This is a genomic window from Polynucleobacter paneuropaeus, assembly GCF_003261235.1.
GTDB lineage: Bacteria > Pseudomonadota > Gammaproteobacteria > Burkholderiales > Burkholderiaceae > Polynucleobacter > Polynucleobacter paneuropaeus.
On the sequence record NZ_CP030085.1, the window covers coordinates 535,868 to 550,479 of the forward strand.

The following is a 14,612-nucleotide window of genomic DNA, read 5'->3' on the forward strand; positions in this document are numbered from 1 at the left end:
AGTGAATGGCAACAACAGTAAAAGTACTCGCTAAGGAACTTAAACGGACCTCGACTGACCTTTTGGAGCAATTAAAGGCAGCGGGGATCGATAAGGGTTCTGAAGACGACAGCATTACCGAGAAGGATAAAAAAGTCCTGCTTGAGCATTTGCAAAAAGAGCACGGTAATGCCGATGCGGGGAGTCGTAAAAAGATTACTCTGATCAAGCGCGAGAACTCTGAGATTCGTCAGGCAGATTCTGCAGGGCGGACTCGTACCGTTCAAGTTGAGGTCCGTAAAAAGCGCGTTCTTGTTAAGGGTGGTGAGGCTGCTGCTGCCCCCGAAGCAGAAGTAGCTAAGCCTGTTAAGGCGGCTGTAGCCGCCAAGCCAATTCTGTCAGAGGAAGAATTAGAAAAACGCGCCGCTGAAGCAACTCGCCAAGCCGAACTCTTAGCTCGTCAAGAGGCAGAGATGAATGCAGCTGAAGAGGCGCGTCAGAAGGAAGTCGCCTCAGTTGAATCTGCTACCAAAACCGATGATGAAGCTGCAGTTGAAAAGAAACGCGCAACGGAAAAAGCTGCAAAAGATGTGGCCGCTTCTAAAGAAAAAGAACTTGCTGAAATTCGGGTTCGTCGCGCTGCTGCTGAGGCAGAAGCCTTAGCGATTCGCGACATGATGAGTGCGCCTGCTCGTGTCTTGAAGGCGCCAAGCGAAACTGCTGCGGAAGAGGCTAAAAAAGGAACACTCCATAAGCCCGCTAAAGTTGAAGGTGCTGAGGATAAGAAGAAAGCCGTAAAGGTTGGCGGTAAGACCATTAAGTCCTCCGAGACTTCATCCACATGGCAAGAAGAGGGCGCTAAACGTCCTGGCGGTCTGAAAACTCGCGGTGATTCTTCGGGTGGTGTTGGTGGTTGGCGCTCAGGCGGTGGTCGCAAGAAACAACGTCAAATTGCTGAGGCTAATGTCGATACCAATTTCCAGGTTCCGACTGAGCCAGTGGTTCGTGATGTACATGTTCCTGAAACCATTACCGTTGCTGAACTAGCGCACGCAATGGCTGTCAAGAGTGCTGAAGTAATCAAGCTATTAATGGGTATGGGCCAGATGGTCACCATTAATCAAGTGCTCGATCAAGATACTGCAATGATCATCGTTGAGGAGATGGGGCATACAGCCCATGCTGCTAAGCTTGATGATCCTGATTTGGATATCGGTGCCGAACCCCACGATGCTGAGTTATTGCCACGCCCACCAGTTGTTACGGTGATGGGTCACGTTGACCACGGTAAAACTTCTTTGCTCGACAAAATTCGTTTAGCAAAAGTAGCCTCCGGTGAAGCGGGTGGTATTACTCAACACATTGGCGCCTACCATGTGGAAACCCCACGCGGCATGATTACATTCTTAGATACCCCAGGTCACGAAGCGTTTACGGCGATGCGAGCCCGTGGTGCAAAAGCGACTGATATTGTGATTCTGGTAGTGGCTGCTGATGACGGTGTCATGCCACAGACTAAAGAAGCGATTCACCATGCGCTTGCTGCAGGTGTACCCATTGTTGTTGCGATTAACAAGATTGATAAACCTGAAGCCAATCCAGAGCGCGTCAAAACCGAATTGGTCGCTGAGCAGGTTGTGCCAGAAGAGTATGGTGGCGATGTACCGTTTATTCCAGTCTCTGCAAAAACTGGTGTTGGTATCGACGAACTCCTCGAGAACGTTCTTCTCCAAGCAGAAGTTCTGGAACTCAAGGCACCTAAAGACGCTCCAGCACAAGGCCTCGTTATTGAAGCTCGCTTAGATAAAGGTAAGGGACCAGTCGCAACCATTTTGGTTCAGTCGGGCACCCTCAAACGTGGCGATATGCTCTTGGCAGGTTCAAGTTTTGGTCGCGTTCGTGCAATGTTGGATGAGAATGGAAAACCTTGTAATGAGGCAGGCCCATCAATTCCAGTAGAAATTCAAGGTTTATCCGAGGTTCCAGCAGCTGGTGAGTCAGTGCAAGTTGTACCAGATGAGCGTAAGGCTCGTGAGATTGCGCTCTTCCGTCAAGGTAAGTTCCGTGACGTGAAGTTGGCTAAACAGCAAGCAGTCAAACTCGAAACCATGATGGAAAATATGGAAGAGGGCGCAGTTGAAGCGAAGCTCTTGCCATTGATCATCAAGGCTGATGTACAAGGTTCACAAGAAGCACTCTCACAGTCCTTGCAGAAACTCTCTACCCCTGAAGTGAAGGTTCAAATCGTTCACGCTGGCGTAGGTGGTATCACTGAAACTGACGTGAACTTGGCTGTAGCTTCTAAGGCTGTCATTATTGGCTTTAACTCCCGCGCAGATGCTGCTGCTCGTAAGCTGGCAGAGAACAATGGCGTAGATATTCGTTATCACAACATCATTTATGACGCAGTAGACGAAGTCAAAGCAGCCTTGAGTGGTATGTTGACTCCAGATAAGAAAGAAGAAATCATAGGTCTTGTTGAGATTCGTCAAGTCTTCTTGGTATCTAAAGTCGGCGCGATCGCGGGTTGCTTGGTTGTTGACGGCGTTGTAAAACGCACTTCCAGTGTCCGCCTCTTACGTGACAACGTGGTTGTTTGGTCTGGTGAATTGGATTCGCTCAAGCGTTTCAAAGATGATGCTAAAGAAGTGCGTGCCGGTGTTGAGTGTGGCTTGTCATTAAAAGGCTATAACGACATTAAGGAAGGCGATCAGTTAGAGGTATTCGAAGTGACTGAAGTCGCTAGAAGCCTCTAAGCAAATCGCCAAGTTCTTATGCATAAAGCTAGCCCCCATCGTAACCAGCGCCTTGCCGATCAAATTCAGCGAGACCTGGCCGAGCTGATTCCAAGAGAGTTGCGCAATCCAAGCTTAGGTTTAATTACACTGCAAAGCATTGAGCTCTCTCCTGATTTAGCCCACGCTAAGGTTTTCTTTACCGTGTTGGGCGCTGAGCCTGATCATGCCTTACAGGCTTTGCAAGAAAAAGCAGGTTACTTACATTCTTTATTGTTTAAGCGTTTGCATATTCATACCGTACCAACCTTGCATTTCCATTACGATAATTCTGTTGAGCACGGTATTGAGATGTCCAAACTGATTGATCAAGCAGTGGATAGTGATCATCGGGATGAAACTAAGTAATCCTATGTCAGTACGGATCGATGGTGTCGTGTTGTTAGATAAACCTGCTGGAATGAGTTCTCAGGGGGCTGTCACCGCTGTCAAGCGCGCCTTCAATGCAGAAAAAGCTGGTCATACTGGGACTCTAGACCCAATGGCTACAGGCTTACTCCCAATTTGCCTGGGTGAGGCTACCAAATATTCGCAAGACTTACTCGATGCCGACAAGACTTATATTGCGCAGGTTCAGTTTGGAAGCAGAACCGATACTGGTGATGCTGAAGGTGAAGTAGTTGAAGCCTTTGATCTTCCAATCTTTGCAGATCAGACAGCAATTCAGAAGGCGCTAGACCAAGTTCTTCACCAATTTACTGGCGCCATTAAACAAGTGCCACCAATGTATTCTGCGCTCAAGCGAGATGGCAAACCTTTATATGAATATGCCCGCGCTGGTGTAGAGCTCGAGCGTACGCCTAGAGAGATCATCATTCATCGTATTCGTTGGACAGATATACAGTGGCCGCAAGCCACTTTGGAAGTAAGTTGTAGCAAGGGTACTTACATTCGCGTCCTTGCAGAAGATATTGGTACAGCGTTGAACTGTGGCGCTTACTTAATTGGCCTACGCCGTACCGAAGTGGGGCACCTCAATCTTGAGCAGTCCTTTACCTTGGAATCAATCCAAAAATGCTTGCAAGAGAGCTCGACCTATATTCTTCCAGTCGATGCCTTATTGCAAACCTTGCCCCACTTAACAGTGGATGAGCAGCAGGCAAAACGTTTAGAGATGGGGCAAAGAGTGCCCTTGAATCTGCCTTCGATTGAAGCCCTAGTGCGTATTTATCGGGCTACTGCGGCCCCCCATAATTTCATTGGAACTGCGGATTGGCGATCTGGGGTATTACATCCCAAACGCTTGATTTCTCAGGCCCATTAAACCATTTTGACTTATTTATTCATTAACCTGATTTCACTTTTACCTTAACTTTAGAAGCTTCACATGACTAAACGCGCACTCCGTAATATCGCCATCATCGCCCACGTTGACCATGGCAAAACCACCTTGGTTGACCAGCTCTTGCGTCAATCCGGCACTTTCCGTTCCAATGAAAAAATGACTGAACGCGTCATGGATTCAAACGATCTTGAAAAAGAGCGTGGTATTACCATTCTCTCGAAGAACTGTGCTGTGGAATACGACGGCACTCACATTAATATTGTAGATACCCCAGGACATGCTGACTTCGGTGGCGAAGTAGAGCGCGTGCTCTCGATGGTTGATGGTGTATTGCTCTTGGTTGATGCGGTGGAAGGTCCAATGCCTCAGACCCGTTTCGTCACCAAGAAGGCCTTGGCACTCGGGTTAAAACCGATCGTAGTGATTAATAAAGTGGATCGTCCAGGTGCCCGTTGTGATTATGTGATCAATGCCACTTTTGAGTTATTTGACAAATTAGGCGCTTCGGAAGAGCAGCTTGATTTTCCAATCATCTACGCATCCGGCCTTAATGGCTATGCAGGGATGACAGAAGATGTCCGCGAAGGCGATATGCGCCCACTCTTTGATGCGGTTCTGAAGTATGTGCCTGTTCGCGATGACAATCCTGATGGCCCATTGCAATTTCAGATTTCTTCGATTGACTACAACAGCTATGTTGGAAAAATCGGTATTGGTCGTGTTAACCGTGGCCGCGTGAAGTCTGGCATGGAAGTCATTTGCATGAATGGACCAGATGGCGTTCCCTTTAAAGGTCGCGTCAATCAAGTACTTAAGTTTAAGGGTCTAGAGCGTGAAGTAGTGGATGAGGCGATTGCGGGTGATATTGCTTTGATCAATGGTATTGAAGAACTGGCAATTGGTACTACGGTTTGTGCGCCTGACACTCCAGAGGCATTGCCAATGCTCAAGATTGATGAACCTACTTTAACCATGAACTTTATGGTCAACACGAGCCCCTTAGCTGGTCGTGAAGGCAAGTTTGTAACGAGCCGCCAGATTCGTGAGCGTTTAGATCGCGAGCTTAAATCTAATATGGCTTTGCGCGTTAAAGAGACTGATGACGACACCGTCTTCGAAGTTTCTGGTCGTGGTGAATTGCATCTCACGATTTTGGTAGAGACCATGCGTCGTGAAGGCTACGAGTTAGCAGTTTCCCGTCCACGTGTGGTGTTCCACGAAGAGAATGGTGTCAAGATGGAGCCATTTGAGAACCTGACTGTGGACGTTGAAGACGCTACCCAAGGTGCCGTCATGGAAGACTTAGGTAAGCGTAAAGGTGAGTTGCTTGATATGGTCAGCGATGGTAAAGGTCGAACCCGCTTAGAGTACCGCATCCCTGCACGTGGCTTGATCGGTTTCCAGGGCGACTTCATGACCATGACCCGCGGTAATGGATTAATGAGTCATACCTTTGATGCTTATGCTCCTGCTAAAGACGGTGTATTGGGCGAGCGCCATAACGGCGTGTTGATCAGCCAAGACGACGGTGAAGCAGTGGCCTACGCAATTTGGAAATTACAAGATCGTGGCCGTATGTTCGTGAAGCATGGCGACCCCGTGTATGAGGGCATGGTCATCGGCATCCATAGTCGTGATAACGATTTGGTTGTAAACCCGATTAAAGGTAAGCAATTAACCAACGTTCGCTCATCAGGTACCGATGAGGCTGTGCGCTTGGTTACCCCTGTAGATTTGACTTTGGAATACGCAGTTGAATTCATCAGCGATGATGAATTGGTCGAAGTAACTCCAAAGAGTGTTCGTGTTCGTAAGCGTCACCTGAAAGAGCATGATCGTAAGAAAGCATCACGCGAGTAATCGCCAACAGAAAAGCCACCCTCGGGTGGCTTTTTTTCAACCTTTTCCCCTAATTAATAGGGGTTTTGCGATGTCTTAATTTTGTAGTAACATTGCTACATTAGAGAGAAAGCATGGGGTTGCGCTGATGATTACTACCTTATCAAGTCGTGAATTTAATCAAGATACCAGCAGGGCAAAAAAAGCAGCTAAAACTGGACCTGTTTTAATCACCGATCGCGGAAGACCCGCACATGTCTTGATGACATTTTCTGAGTATGAAAGAGTTACAGGAAAAAGCAAAAGCATTCTAGATCTTGTGGGTATGAAGAGTGCAGGCGATATTGAGTTCGAGCCTGAGAAAATGCACAGCTTGTCTAAGCCAACCGGAGATACTTTGTAATGTATTTGTTAGATACAAACGTTGTGTCAGAATTTAGAAAAGCGGGTACCGGCAGAATTAGCAAGCGAGTTGAGCAGTGGGCTGAAGGAATTTCTGCAAATTCAATGTTTATTTCAGTTATCTCGATATTTGAATTAGAGATGGGGATCTTGCAAATTGAAAGACGCGACAAGAAGCAGGGTTCGGTCTTAAGAAAATGGCTAAACAAAAATGTTTTAGGAACATTTTCTGAAAGAGTTCTCCCCATTGATACGGCTGTTGCTCAGCGCTGCGCTAGCCTTCATGTACCCAATCCAAAGTCAGAGCGCGACGCTATGATTGCTGCAACTGCAATTGAACATCGCATGACGATTGTTACTAGAAATGTCTCAGATTTTAGTCAGTCAGGGGTAAAAATTTTCGATCCGTGGGCCTAATCTTTTTGCTATTTTCTATTCAGTCATATAGTAAATAAAGGCTCCGATCGGAAAGGCAAAGCCAATCCAAGCCACGAGACTCCAGCCGCCAGTGACATAAGCCAGGCTCGCAATACCCGAGCCAATCGCACCACCCGCAAAGAAGATCGCCATATAAAGCGCATTCAAACGGCTGCGTATATCTGCGCCTAGCGAGTAGATCGCACGCTGACCCAAGACGACATTACATTGCACGCCTAAGTCGAGCAAGATGCTGGCGAGTACGAGGGCTGGTAAAGAGCCCATACCTCCCAATTGGGATAATAAAAATGCACCCGCTACAGTCAATAGAGAGCCCGCAGTTGCGACCTTAGTTTGGCCGTGATCTGCCAGCCAACCACCAATCGGAGCTGCTAAGGCACCCGCTGCTCCTGCTAAGGCAAACAAGGCAATTCCAAGCTGGGTTAAGGAATACATTGGGCTCGCCAGCAGAACGGGGGAGATGGTCCAGAATAAAGTGAAGGAAGCAAATAGACAGGCTTGATAAATAGCGCGACGACGCAGGATGGGGGTATCGCGCAATAAAGGCCAGAGTGAAGCAATTAAAGAAAAATAGTGATGATGAGAATTCGGTTTACGAATCGGTAAGAGTAGCCACAAGATCACGGCCAGCAAAACCAGTAAGCAGGCAGAAATTCCAAATACAGGACGCCAGCCAAATGAGTGCGCAATCAAACTGGAGATTGGGCGGGACAACATAATACCGAGCAACAAACCACTCATGATGTTACCGACAGTACGACCCCGTGTTTCTTCTGGGGAGATGTGGGCAGCAATCGGAATGAGCATCTGTACAGCGACGGTACCAATGCCGACTAATAAGGAGCCCATTAAGAACCAGGTCGCATTCTGAGCAAGCATCGCAATAAAGAGTGCCAAAATCGCGCCACAAATTGTGAAGATCACCAGCTTGCGGTTCTCAACCAGATCGCCTAGCGGGACCAGCAAAATAAGGCCAGCACAATAACCGATCTGAGTTAATGTCACAATCAAGCTAGCAGCCGAATCACTTAAACCAATCTCAGGGGCAATCAAGCCAATCAGCGGTTGAGAGTAGTACAAATTAGCGACCATCAGACCGCATGCGCAGGCAAAGAGAAAGACCATCCAGCCTGGCATATGGGATTGATGTGAGTCTGGAGAGTGGTGGGGGTGAGCTTGGATCATGATCAAAGTTTAGGTTAAAAAAGCGTCATAAAAGGTTTTGAGCGTTAAGGCTGATACTGAAATAAAGAAGGCCTTACGAATAAAGCCATTGCCATACTTGAGCGCAATACGACTACCAATCTGCCCACCAATAAAGTTAGCTACGGCCATAAATAGACCGAGTCGCAGATCAAAAAATCCCAAATAGAAGAAGACGCAAAGTGCACCTAGGTTAGAGGCAACATTGAGGAACTTTGATGGTGCCGCAGTATTGATGAAATCAAAACCTAAGATGCGGGTATAGAGTAATTTATAAAAGGATCCAGCTCCAGGCCCTAAGAAGCCATCATAGAAGCCAATGATGCTGGCGCCTAATGAGGCAATTGCACTTTGTTTATGGTCTTGATGACGTGGCGCATGCACTAGACCAGCATTTGACTTGAGATTAAAGATCAAAAGTGCAGCTAAGAAAAAAGGTAGCGCGCTCCGCAGCCACTGATTAGGTATCTGCGTTACTAAATAAGCGCCAGCAACTGAAGCTAAAAAAGCTGCTGAACAAGAGAGGGCGACTAAACGCCAAGGGGTTTTATTGACACGCGTGTACTGAAAGGCGGACCCAGTAGTACCAATAACCGATGCGATCTTGTTACTCGATAATAAGGTGGCGGGAGTGAGCCCTGGAAACACAGCAAATAGGGCAGGCACTTGAATCATTCCACCGCCGCCCATAATCGAGTCAATGAGACCAGCCAGTAATGCAGCGAGCACTAAAAATAGAATATTAAATAGGGAAAGATCAAACATATTGCATCACGAAATTACAGCCTTAGCTTGAATGGGTATGCCAAGCTGCATTGTATAGCCCCCTTTATAATGGAGCCCTATGCGCCTGATACCGATCTTCCTCGCGGCTCTCTTTGCTATAGTTTTTAGCTACAGCATAAATACGCATGCTGATCAAACTAGTGCAGCTAATTCTAATCAAGCCTTCCCAGTGCAAAAGAGTCCTTACGCTCCACCAGTGCAGAATCAGTCCAGTACAACTGATGTGAATCTGGATGATATCGATAAGCAAAAGAAAGCACCCAATAGTAATATTCTTAATCTCAATGGTGGCAGCGGCACCAATACTAGACCTGGTGGAGCAGCGGGTACATTGAAGCATCGCTTCACTTTTGACTAATGACAGATATTCATAAAAAACGTCTCGCAGTCGCGCCTATGATGGAGTGGACCGATCGCCATTGCCGATCGTTTCATCGCGCCCTCACAAAAGAGGCGGTACTCTATACCGAGATGGTCACCACCGGCGCTTTACTTCATGGTGATGTACCAAGACATTTGGATTATTCGCAAGACCAACACCCAGTGGTATTGCAATTGGGTGGATCAGAACCCAGTGATTTGGCTAAGTCAGCAGAACTTGCTCAACAGTGGGGCTACGATGAGATTGATCTTAATTGTGGTTGCCCTTCAGAGCGTGTGCAGCGTGGTGCATTTGGCGCTTGTCTGATGGCTGAGCCCGAGCTTGTGGCTGACTGTGTCAAGGCGATGAAGAGTGTGGTCAATATTCCGATTTCTGTTAAGCATCGCTTAGGCTTAGATCATATGGATGCATCTAGTTCCAAAGCAGATTATCAATTTGCTCTCAACTTTATTCTTGCCGTGGCTGATGCAGGTGCTAGTCAAGTGACGATTCATGCGCGTAATGCAGTGCTGAAAGGTTTATCTCCTAAAGAAAATCGTAGCAAGCCGCCTTTACATTACGAAGTAGCGAAACAGTTGCGCATCGATGCTCAAAAACAATTTCCGAAACTAAAAGTACTTCTCAATGGCGGTCTTGAGACCAATGATCAGATCGCTGGCCATTGGGAGGACTTTGATGGTTTCATGGTCGGTAGGGCGGCATATCATTTTCCGGCGATGCTATTGGGCTGGGATGATTTGATTAATACGCATGGAGAAGCAGCAGGCTATCTGTTTAGTGAAACGGAGTGGCACCGGATTCAGATTGCCTTGGTCAAGCAAGTACAAGCCTGGTTTGATGAATGCCAAGCTAAAGGTAAGCCTTTCTATATCGGCGCTTTTACAAGACATATCTTAGGTTTAGCCCACGGCAGGGCAGGTTCACGCTATTGGCGCCAAAGACTTTCAGACCACCATACCTTAGCTAAAGTCCAGAGCAAGGCAGCGATAGCGGATTTCTTCCTGGACGCCAGTTTGACCCTAGGGGATTGGGCGGCATTTGAGCTCGAAACCGCCTAATTTGGGGTATTTGGCAGGCTTTAAGCAAAAAGCTATAATCTCATTTCTACAACGGCGGACGTAGCTCAGTTGGTAGAGTCCCAGATTGTGATTCTGGTTGTCGCGGGTTCGAGCCCCGTCGTTCGCCCCATTTACTCCATTCCGCCTTCATTATTTTGATGGGTTTGATGTTGGGCTTTGTTTCTCAACGCGATGAATACAAAGAAACTGAGAAGATTTGGTATTGGCCTGCTGGCCTCTTCTTTCTCGCATTAGCATCATTTTCTTTCTTCATCGCTTCTTGGGGCAGTTTATTTTTCCTGACCCTATGTCATTTTCTGCTCAATTAGTATTGGTATTGCCGTATTTAATCCCTCAGATCGGCATGATGGATTGGCTGCAAATGTCTTAAGTCGATCTTATCAAGATTGCGATCAAGCCATGTATCAGGCTAAAACAGCAGGCAGAAATCAGTGCGTTGTTTCGAAATAGCTTCTAGTCTTGCCCGAGCATGAAACAATAGGGCATGTCCTTACATAGCACCCCTGATTCATCCGATATTGAGATCACCCCTGATTACCAGGCTGTGATTAACGCCATAGAGCGGCAAGACCCTTATATCTTTGTCAGTGGTAAGGCGGGAACTGGCAAGACTACCTTGATTGGCTATCTCAGAGAACATATCCCCGGCAACGTTGTCGTGGTTGCCCCAACGGGTGTCGCTGCCTTACAGGTCAAGGGTGTCACGATTCATTCTTTCTTCAGGTTGCCACCACGTCTCATCTTTCCTGAAGAAGACATCAAGCCACTGCGCGATAAACGACTCTATAAAGATATTCGCTTGCTCATCATTGATGAGATCTCCATGGTGCGCGCTGATGTGGTCGATGCGATGGATCTTTTCTTACGAGAAAACGGCCCCCACAAAGGAAAACCCTTTGGCGGCATTCAAGTCCTATTCGTAGGCGACTTATTCCAATTGCCACCAGTAGTCTCTAGTAGCGACATGGAAGTGCTTGCCCAGCGCGGTTACGAAGGACCTTATTTTTTCTATGCCATGGCCCTGCATCGTAAAGATGTCACTATGATTGAGCTCACCAAGATCTTTCGGCAAAAAGATGAACGCTTCGCAGAGTTACTCAATCGCATTCGTATTAATCAAAACATTGATGAAGCCTTGGATATTCTCAATCACGAGTGCTTTACCTCCGCTAAAGAGATTGACGATCAAACGATTACGCTCACAACCACCAATGCTAGGGCAGATCAAATTAATGGGGCAGGGTTACGAGCGCTAGAAACAGAACTCAAAACCTATTCGAGTAAATCAACTGGCAAGTTCAGCATCGATGAGCGTAATCTGCCCTCAGCAGCAAACTTAGTACTCAAGGTTGGTGCTCGAGTGATGTTCACTGCTACCGATCCCAATTTCCCGAAGCGCTGGGTGAACGGCACTGTTGGTGTGGTACGCGAGCTGTTACCCGATAAAGTGAAGGTGCTGGTGCAGAAGGGTCCCTACAGCAATACAGTTGAAGTCACGACCCATCAATGGGAATCTTATCGCTACGAGCACGACATGATGTTAGGAAAGATCTCACCTCAAATCATTGGCACCTATGAACAAATTCCGCTCATGCTAGCTTGGGCAGTCACCATTCATAAGAGCCAAGGCAAGACTCTGGATAAGGTCAAAGTCGATTTATCTTCAGGTACTTTTGCTTCAGGCCAAGTTTATGTAGCACTAAGTCGGTGCAGATCGATTGAGGGTATTACCCTGCAAAGGCCCATTGAGCCAAAAGATGTCAGCTGTGATGCAGAAATCAAACGCTTTTACCTCAATTGTTTAAATTAAAGAGCCTCTAGCCCCAAATGCTGTGACCGCGGGATACAATTTATTATTGATAAATTCTAAGTAGCAATAATCCCAAACATATCTTTCCACCATGAAATTTCACATTCAATCTTTTTTAGTTACATCCTTGGCTCTTGCTTTGATCTCAGTAGGTCAAGCTCAAACTGTTAATCCGATGCCGACTGTGAATGACAATTGGCGTTTTGCAGGAACCATTTCTGGATGGGTGCCTGCATCTTGGGTAACAACCAGTGTCGGTAAATACTCGGCTACATCTGATACATCCATGAACCAAAATCTGAACAATACGGGTTCGGTAGGGATGTTTACCCTAGAAGCGCATAAAGGCAATTGGGGCTTAATGGGTGACTTAGTCTATTGGCAATTTTCTGGAAGTGGCGGAGCTACTTATTACACTCGTAGACCTGGAGACGGTAGTTTGTATGGTGGTTATAACGCTCAGCAGACGCAAACCATGCTTACGATGGCTGGAACATATACAGTATTAAGTACGCCTAGTGTCTACTTGGATGGATTATTGGGTGCCAGATATATTTCCAGCACAACGACCTTAACTTCAAACTTCATTGTGGATAGTGCTGGCGGAAGAACTGCTACCGCAACAAACTATCCTTCTTACACTAATCAGACAACTGATCCAGTGATTGGCTTCAAAGGTCGCGCCAGAATTATGGATAGCTCTTGGTTTATTCCTTACTACGCTGATGCTGGTAAAGGTCCCGGTTCAAACAATGGCACCTGGCAAGCCTTAATTGGTGTTGGAGATGCCTTCTCTTGGGGCGACATTACCTTGGCTTATCGCGCGATGGGTTTTCATTTGAAGGCGACGAACGGTAATACCAATTACACCAATGCGGGTCCACAACTTTCTGCCACGATTAATTTCTAAGAGAAATACTGGTATTTGAATTTACCGATTGAGTAGGTGATACAGAACCGGTATAGCTATTGCACTGATCACGCCATTCATGCCCATCGCTAGGCTGGCATAAGTTCCTGCTTCTGGATGAATGCTAAAGGCGCGCGAGGTGCCAATACCGTGGGCGCCAATGCCAATCGCAAAGCCTCTTTGCCACCAGGCTTTCATGCCCAAGGTATTGAGCACAAAGGGTGCCAAGATGGCCCCCAGAATTCCGGTAGCAACTGCGAAGATCGCCGTTAAGGTTGGTGATACGCCTATCCGTTCAGCAATTCCCATTGCAATTGGTGCAGTGACCGACTTAGGGTACATCGCCCCCGTGATCTCTGATCCAGCTCCGAGTAGCTTTGCAATCCCAACACCGCTGATGATGGAGACCAGTCCGCCGGTTACCAAAGAGGCAATCAGTGGCAGGGACCTTCCCTTAAGACTATGAAGCCCTCGGTAAATCGGTATTGCTAAAGACACGGTTGCTGACCCTAGTAAGAAGTGAATAAATTGGGCGCCCTCAAAGTAACTTGAGTAGGGCATATCGATTGCCTGAATCACGCAGCACACTAAGAGAATGGCAATTGCTACGGGATTGGCTAAAGGATTATTTTTGAAGTGGTGATAAATCCATAGGCCAATTTGATAGGCGGTCAAGGTGATGAATAAAGCAAAGAGGGGACTACCCGAGAGGTAGACCCAAATCTCGACGATGGAGTGTTTCTCAGTCATGGGATGATTTCTCTAAACTCAGAAAGCGAACCACAATAGCCGCAGAGGCAATCGTCAGAATCACGCTACCCACCAAAGCGCAAATAATCGCCAATGCATTTGCCTTCAATTGAGGCAAAAATAGGACTACTCCAACTGCGGCTGGCACAAATAGGATGCCAAAATATTGACTAAAGCCATCGGCGACCATTGCTAAATCCGCATTAATTCCCTTGCGCAAGACCAGCCAAAGGATGAGTAAAACGAGACCAATCACCGGCCCAGGCAGAGTGGGTAAGGCGAACTGTGAAATCAGCTCACCGATACCTTGAAATAGCAGAATTTGTACTAGACCCCAGATCATGATGAGATCTTACAGGTCGATGATTGTTGCACCGCAATATCATATTTATTGTTTAAGATAAGACCACTTAAAGTAGGGCTTCTATATAGTTCTGCGAAAAGCACTTTCAGAAAAACAGAGTATTCAATTAGGGTCAATCCACAGGAGATAACGAATGGCTAATTTAAATATCAACGGCAAAAAATATGCGGTGGATGTCGATCCAGATACCCCCTTGCTATGGGTCATTCGTGAACAAGTGGGTTTGACCGGTACTAAATACGGTTGCGGTATCGGTGCCTGCGGCGCTTGTACAGTTTTATTTGAAGGCCAGGCGATGCGCAGCTGCTCTTTACCGGTCTCTGCTGCTGAAGGCAAGAAGATCGAAACGATTGAGAGCTTGGAGAAGAGTGGCCAGCTTTCGAAGATTCAGAAAGCATGGGTAGAAAAGCAAGTTCCTCAGTGTGGATATTGTCAGTCCGGTATGGTGATGGCGACTACAGCACTGCTGCGTAATAATCCTAACCCAAGCGACGAACAAATCAATGCATCGGTATCGAATATTTGCCGTTGCGGTACCTTCCAACAAGTTCGTGATGCCATTCACGCAGTAATTAAGGCTTAAGGGAAAA

At 46.9% G+C, this 14,612-nt stretch carries 15 protein-coding genes and 1 tRNA gene; 12 read left to right on the forward strand and 4 right to left on the reverse strand.

Annotated features, from left to right (window positions below; translation table 11 throughout):
- Positions 1 to 5 precede the first annotated feature (5 nt).
- The 6 genes from infB to Pas1_RS02915 all read left to right on the forward strand — a co-directional run bounded on the left by infB (position 6) and on the right by Pas1_RS02915 (position 6,717).
- A complete protein-coding gene (infB, locus tag Pas1_RS02890) occupies positions 6 to 2,735 on the forward strand; it encodes a translation initiation factor IF-2 (protein WP_112294437.1) in 2,730 nt (909 codons plus the stop codon).
- Positions 2,736 to 2,753: 18 nt separating this feature from the next.
- Positions 2,754 to 3,122, forward strand: coding sequence for a 30S ribosome-binding factor RbfA (rbfA, locus tag Pas1_RS02895; protein ID WP_112204566.1), 369 nt, complete (start codon positions 2,754 to 2,756; stop codon positions 3,120 to 3,122).
- Positions 3,109 to 4,038, forward strand: a complete 930-nt coding sequence (gene truB / locus Pas1_RS02900; RefSeq protein ID WP_225971641.1) for a tRNA pseudouridine(55) synthase TruB — start codon at positions 3,109 to 3,111, stop codon at positions 4,036 to 4,038. Before rbfA ends, truB begins: the two co-directional genes overlap by 14 nt.
- A gap of 63 nt (positions 4,039 to 4,101) precedes the next feature.
- Complete coding sequence (gene typA / locus Pas1_RS02905; protein ID WP_112209488.1) at positions 4,102 to 5,919, forward strand: translational GTPase TypA; 1,818 nt, start codon at positions 4,102 to 4,104, stop codon at positions 5,917 to 5,919.
- 124 nt (positions 5,920 to 6,043) lie between these two features.
- Positions 6,044 to 6,301, forward strand: a complete 258-nt coding sequence (locus tag Pas1_RS02910; RefSeq protein ID WP_215274674.1) for a type II toxin-antitoxin system Phd/YefM family antitoxin — start codon at positions 6,044 to 6,046, stop codon at positions 6,299 to 6,301.
- The gene (locus tag Pas1_RS02915; RefSeq protein WP_112204560.1) at positions 6,301 to 6,717 is read left to right on the forward strand and encodes a type II toxin-antitoxin system VapC family toxin; all 417 of its coding nucleotides are present in this window, start codon (positions 6,301 to 6,303) and stop codon (positions 6,715 to 6,717) included. The genes Pas1_RS02910 and Pas1_RS02915 overlap by 1 nt, the downstream gene beginning before the upstream one ends.
- A 15-nt stretch (positions 6,718 to 6,732) precedes the next feature.
- On the opposite strand, the gene Pas1_RS02920 is transcribed toward Pas1_RS02915, so the two are convergent.
- Both Pas1_RS02920 and Pas1_RS02925 read right to left on the reverse strand, forming a co-directional pair.
- On the reverse strand, positions 6,733 to 7,923 hold the full coding sequence (locus Pas1_RS02920; RefSeq protein ID WP_192874760.1) for an MFS transporter: 1,191 nt from the start codon (positions 7,921 to 7,923) through the stop codon (positions 6,733 to 6,735).
- 9 nt (positions 7,924 to 7,932) lie between these two features.
- Positions 7,933 to 8,706, reverse strand: a complete 774-nt coding sequence (locus tag Pas1_RS02925) for a sulfite exporter TauE/SafE family protein (protein WP_112204558.1) — start codon at positions 8,704 to 8,706, stop codon at positions 7,933 to 7,935.
- A 79-nt stretch (positions 8,707 to 8,785) separates the two neighbouring features.
- Here Pas1_RS02925 and Pas1_RS02930 point away from each other — a divergent pair, with 79 nt between their 5' ends.
- The 5 genes from Pas1_RS02930 to Pas1_RS02955 all read left to right on the forward strand — a co-directional run bounded on the left by Pas1_RS02930 (position 8,786) and on the right by Pas1_RS02955 (position 12,908).
- Positions 8,786 to 9,085, forward strand: a complete 300-nt coding sequence (locus tag Pas1_RS02930; RefSeq protein WP_112204557.1) for a hypothetical protein — start codon at positions 8,786 to 8,788, stop codon at positions 9,083 to 9,085.
- Positions 9,085 to 10,167 carry a tRNA dihydrouridine(20/20a) synthase DusA gene (dusA, locus tag Pas1_RS02935; RefSeq protein WP_112294439.1) on the forward strand — a complete coding sequence of 361 codons (1,083 nt, stop codon included), beginning with the start codon at positions 9,085 to 9,087 and terminating at the stop codon, positions 10,165 to 10,167. The genes Pas1_RS02930 and dusA overlap by 1 nt, the downstream gene beginning before the upstream one ends.
- Before the next feature lie 54 nt (positions 10,168 to 10,221).
- A tRNA-His gene (locus Pas1_RS02940) sits at positions 10,222 to 10,297 on the forward strand.
- Positions 10,298 to 10,672: 375 nt separating this feature from the next.
- The gene (locus Pas1_RS09835; protein WP_112294441.1) at positions 10,673 to 11,998 is read left to right on the forward strand and encodes an ATP-dependent DNA helicase; all 1,326 of its coding nucleotides are present in this window, start codon (positions 10,673 to 10,675) and stop codon (positions 11,996 to 11,998) included.
- Between the two features lie 91 nt (positions 11,999 to 12,089).
- Positions 12,090 to 12,908 (forward strand): hypothetical protein, encoded by an 819-nt coding sequence (locus Pas1_RS02955; protein WP_112294442.1) that lies wholly within the window; start codon positions 12,090 to 12,092, stop codon positions 12,906 to 12,908.
- Positions 12,909 to 12,929: 21 nt separating this feature from the next.
- On the opposite strand, the gene Pas1_RS02960 is transcribed toward Pas1_RS02955, so the two are convergent.
- Positions 12,930 to 13,658 (reverse strand): LrgB family protein, encoded by a 729-nt coding sequence (locus Pas1_RS02960; protein ID WP_112294443.1) that lies wholly within the window; start codon positions 13,656 to 13,658, stop codon positions 12,930 to 12,932.
- Positions 13,651 to 14,001, reverse strand: a complete 351-nt coding sequence (locus Pas1_RS02965; RefSeq protein ID WP_112294444.1) for a CidA/LrgA family protein — start codon at positions 13,999 to 14,001, stop codon at positions 13,651 to 13,653. Before Pas1_RS02965 ends, Pas1_RS02960 begins: the two co-directional genes overlap by 8 nt.
- A gap of 154 nt (positions 14,002 to 14,155) precedes the next feature.
- Between Pas1_RS02965 and Pas1_RS02970 the strand changes: the two genes are divergently transcribed.
- Positions 14,156 to 14,605, forward strand: coding sequence for a (2Fe-2S)-binding protein (locus tag Pas1_RS02970; RefSeq protein WP_112294445.1), 450 nt, complete (start codon positions 14,156 to 14,158; stop codon positions 14,603 to 14,605).
- Positions 14,606 to 14,612: the final 7 nt, after the last annotated feature.

Coding starts and splice junctions, on each gene's coding strand:
- infB (WP_112294437.1), top strand. CDS start 6: ATGGCAACAACAGTAAAAGTACTCGCTAAGGAACTTAAACGGACCTCG.
- rbfA (WP_112204566.1), top strand. CDS start 2,754: ATGCATAAAGCTAGCCCCCATCGTAACCAGCGCCTTGCCGATCAAATT.
- truB (WP_225971641.1), top strand. CDS start 3,109: ATGAAACTAAGTAATCCTATGTCAGTACGGATCGATGGTGTCGTGTTG.
- typA (WP_112209488.1), top strand. CDS start 4,102: ATGACTAAACGCGCACTCCGTAATATCGCCATCATCGCCCACGTTGAC.
- Pas1_RS02915 (WP_112204560.1), top strand. CDS start 6,301: ATGTATTTGTTAGATACAAACGTTGTGTCAGAATTTAGAAAAGCGGGT.
- Pas1_RS02920 (WP_192874760.1), bottom strand. CDS start 7,923: ATGATCCAAGCTCACCCCCACCACTCTCCAGACTCACATCAATCCCAT.
- Pas1_RS02925 (WP_112204558.1), bottom strand. CDS start 8,706: ATGTTTGATCTTTCCCTATTTAATATTCTATTTTTAGTGCTCGCTGCA.
- Pas1_RS02930 (WP_112204557.1), top strand. CDS start 8,786: ATGCGCCTGATACCGATCTTCCTCGCGGCTCTCTTTGCTATAGTTTTT.
- dusA (WP_112294439.1), top strand. CDS start 9,085: ATGACAGATATTCATAAAAAACGTCTCGCAGTCGCGCCTATGATGGAG.
- Pas1_RS09835 (WP_112294441.1), top strand. CDS start 10,673: ATGTCCTTACATAGCACCCCTGATTCATCCGATATTGAGATCACCCCT.
- Pas1_RS02955 (WP_112294442.1), top strand. CDS start 12,090: ATGAAATTTCACATTCAATCTTTTTTAGTTACATCCTTGGCTCTTGCT.
- Pas1_RS02960 (WP_112294443.1), bottom strand. CDS start 13,658: ATGACTGAGAAACACTCCATCGTCGAGATTTGGGTCTACCTCTCGGGT.
- Pas1_RS02965 (WP_112294444.1), bottom strand. CDS start 14,001: ATGATCTGGGGTCTAGTACAAATTCTGCTATTTCAAGGTATCGGTGAG.
- Pas1_RS02970 (WP_112294445.1), top strand. CDS start 14,156: ATGGCTAATTTAAATATCAACGGCAAAAAATATGCGGTGGATGTCGAT.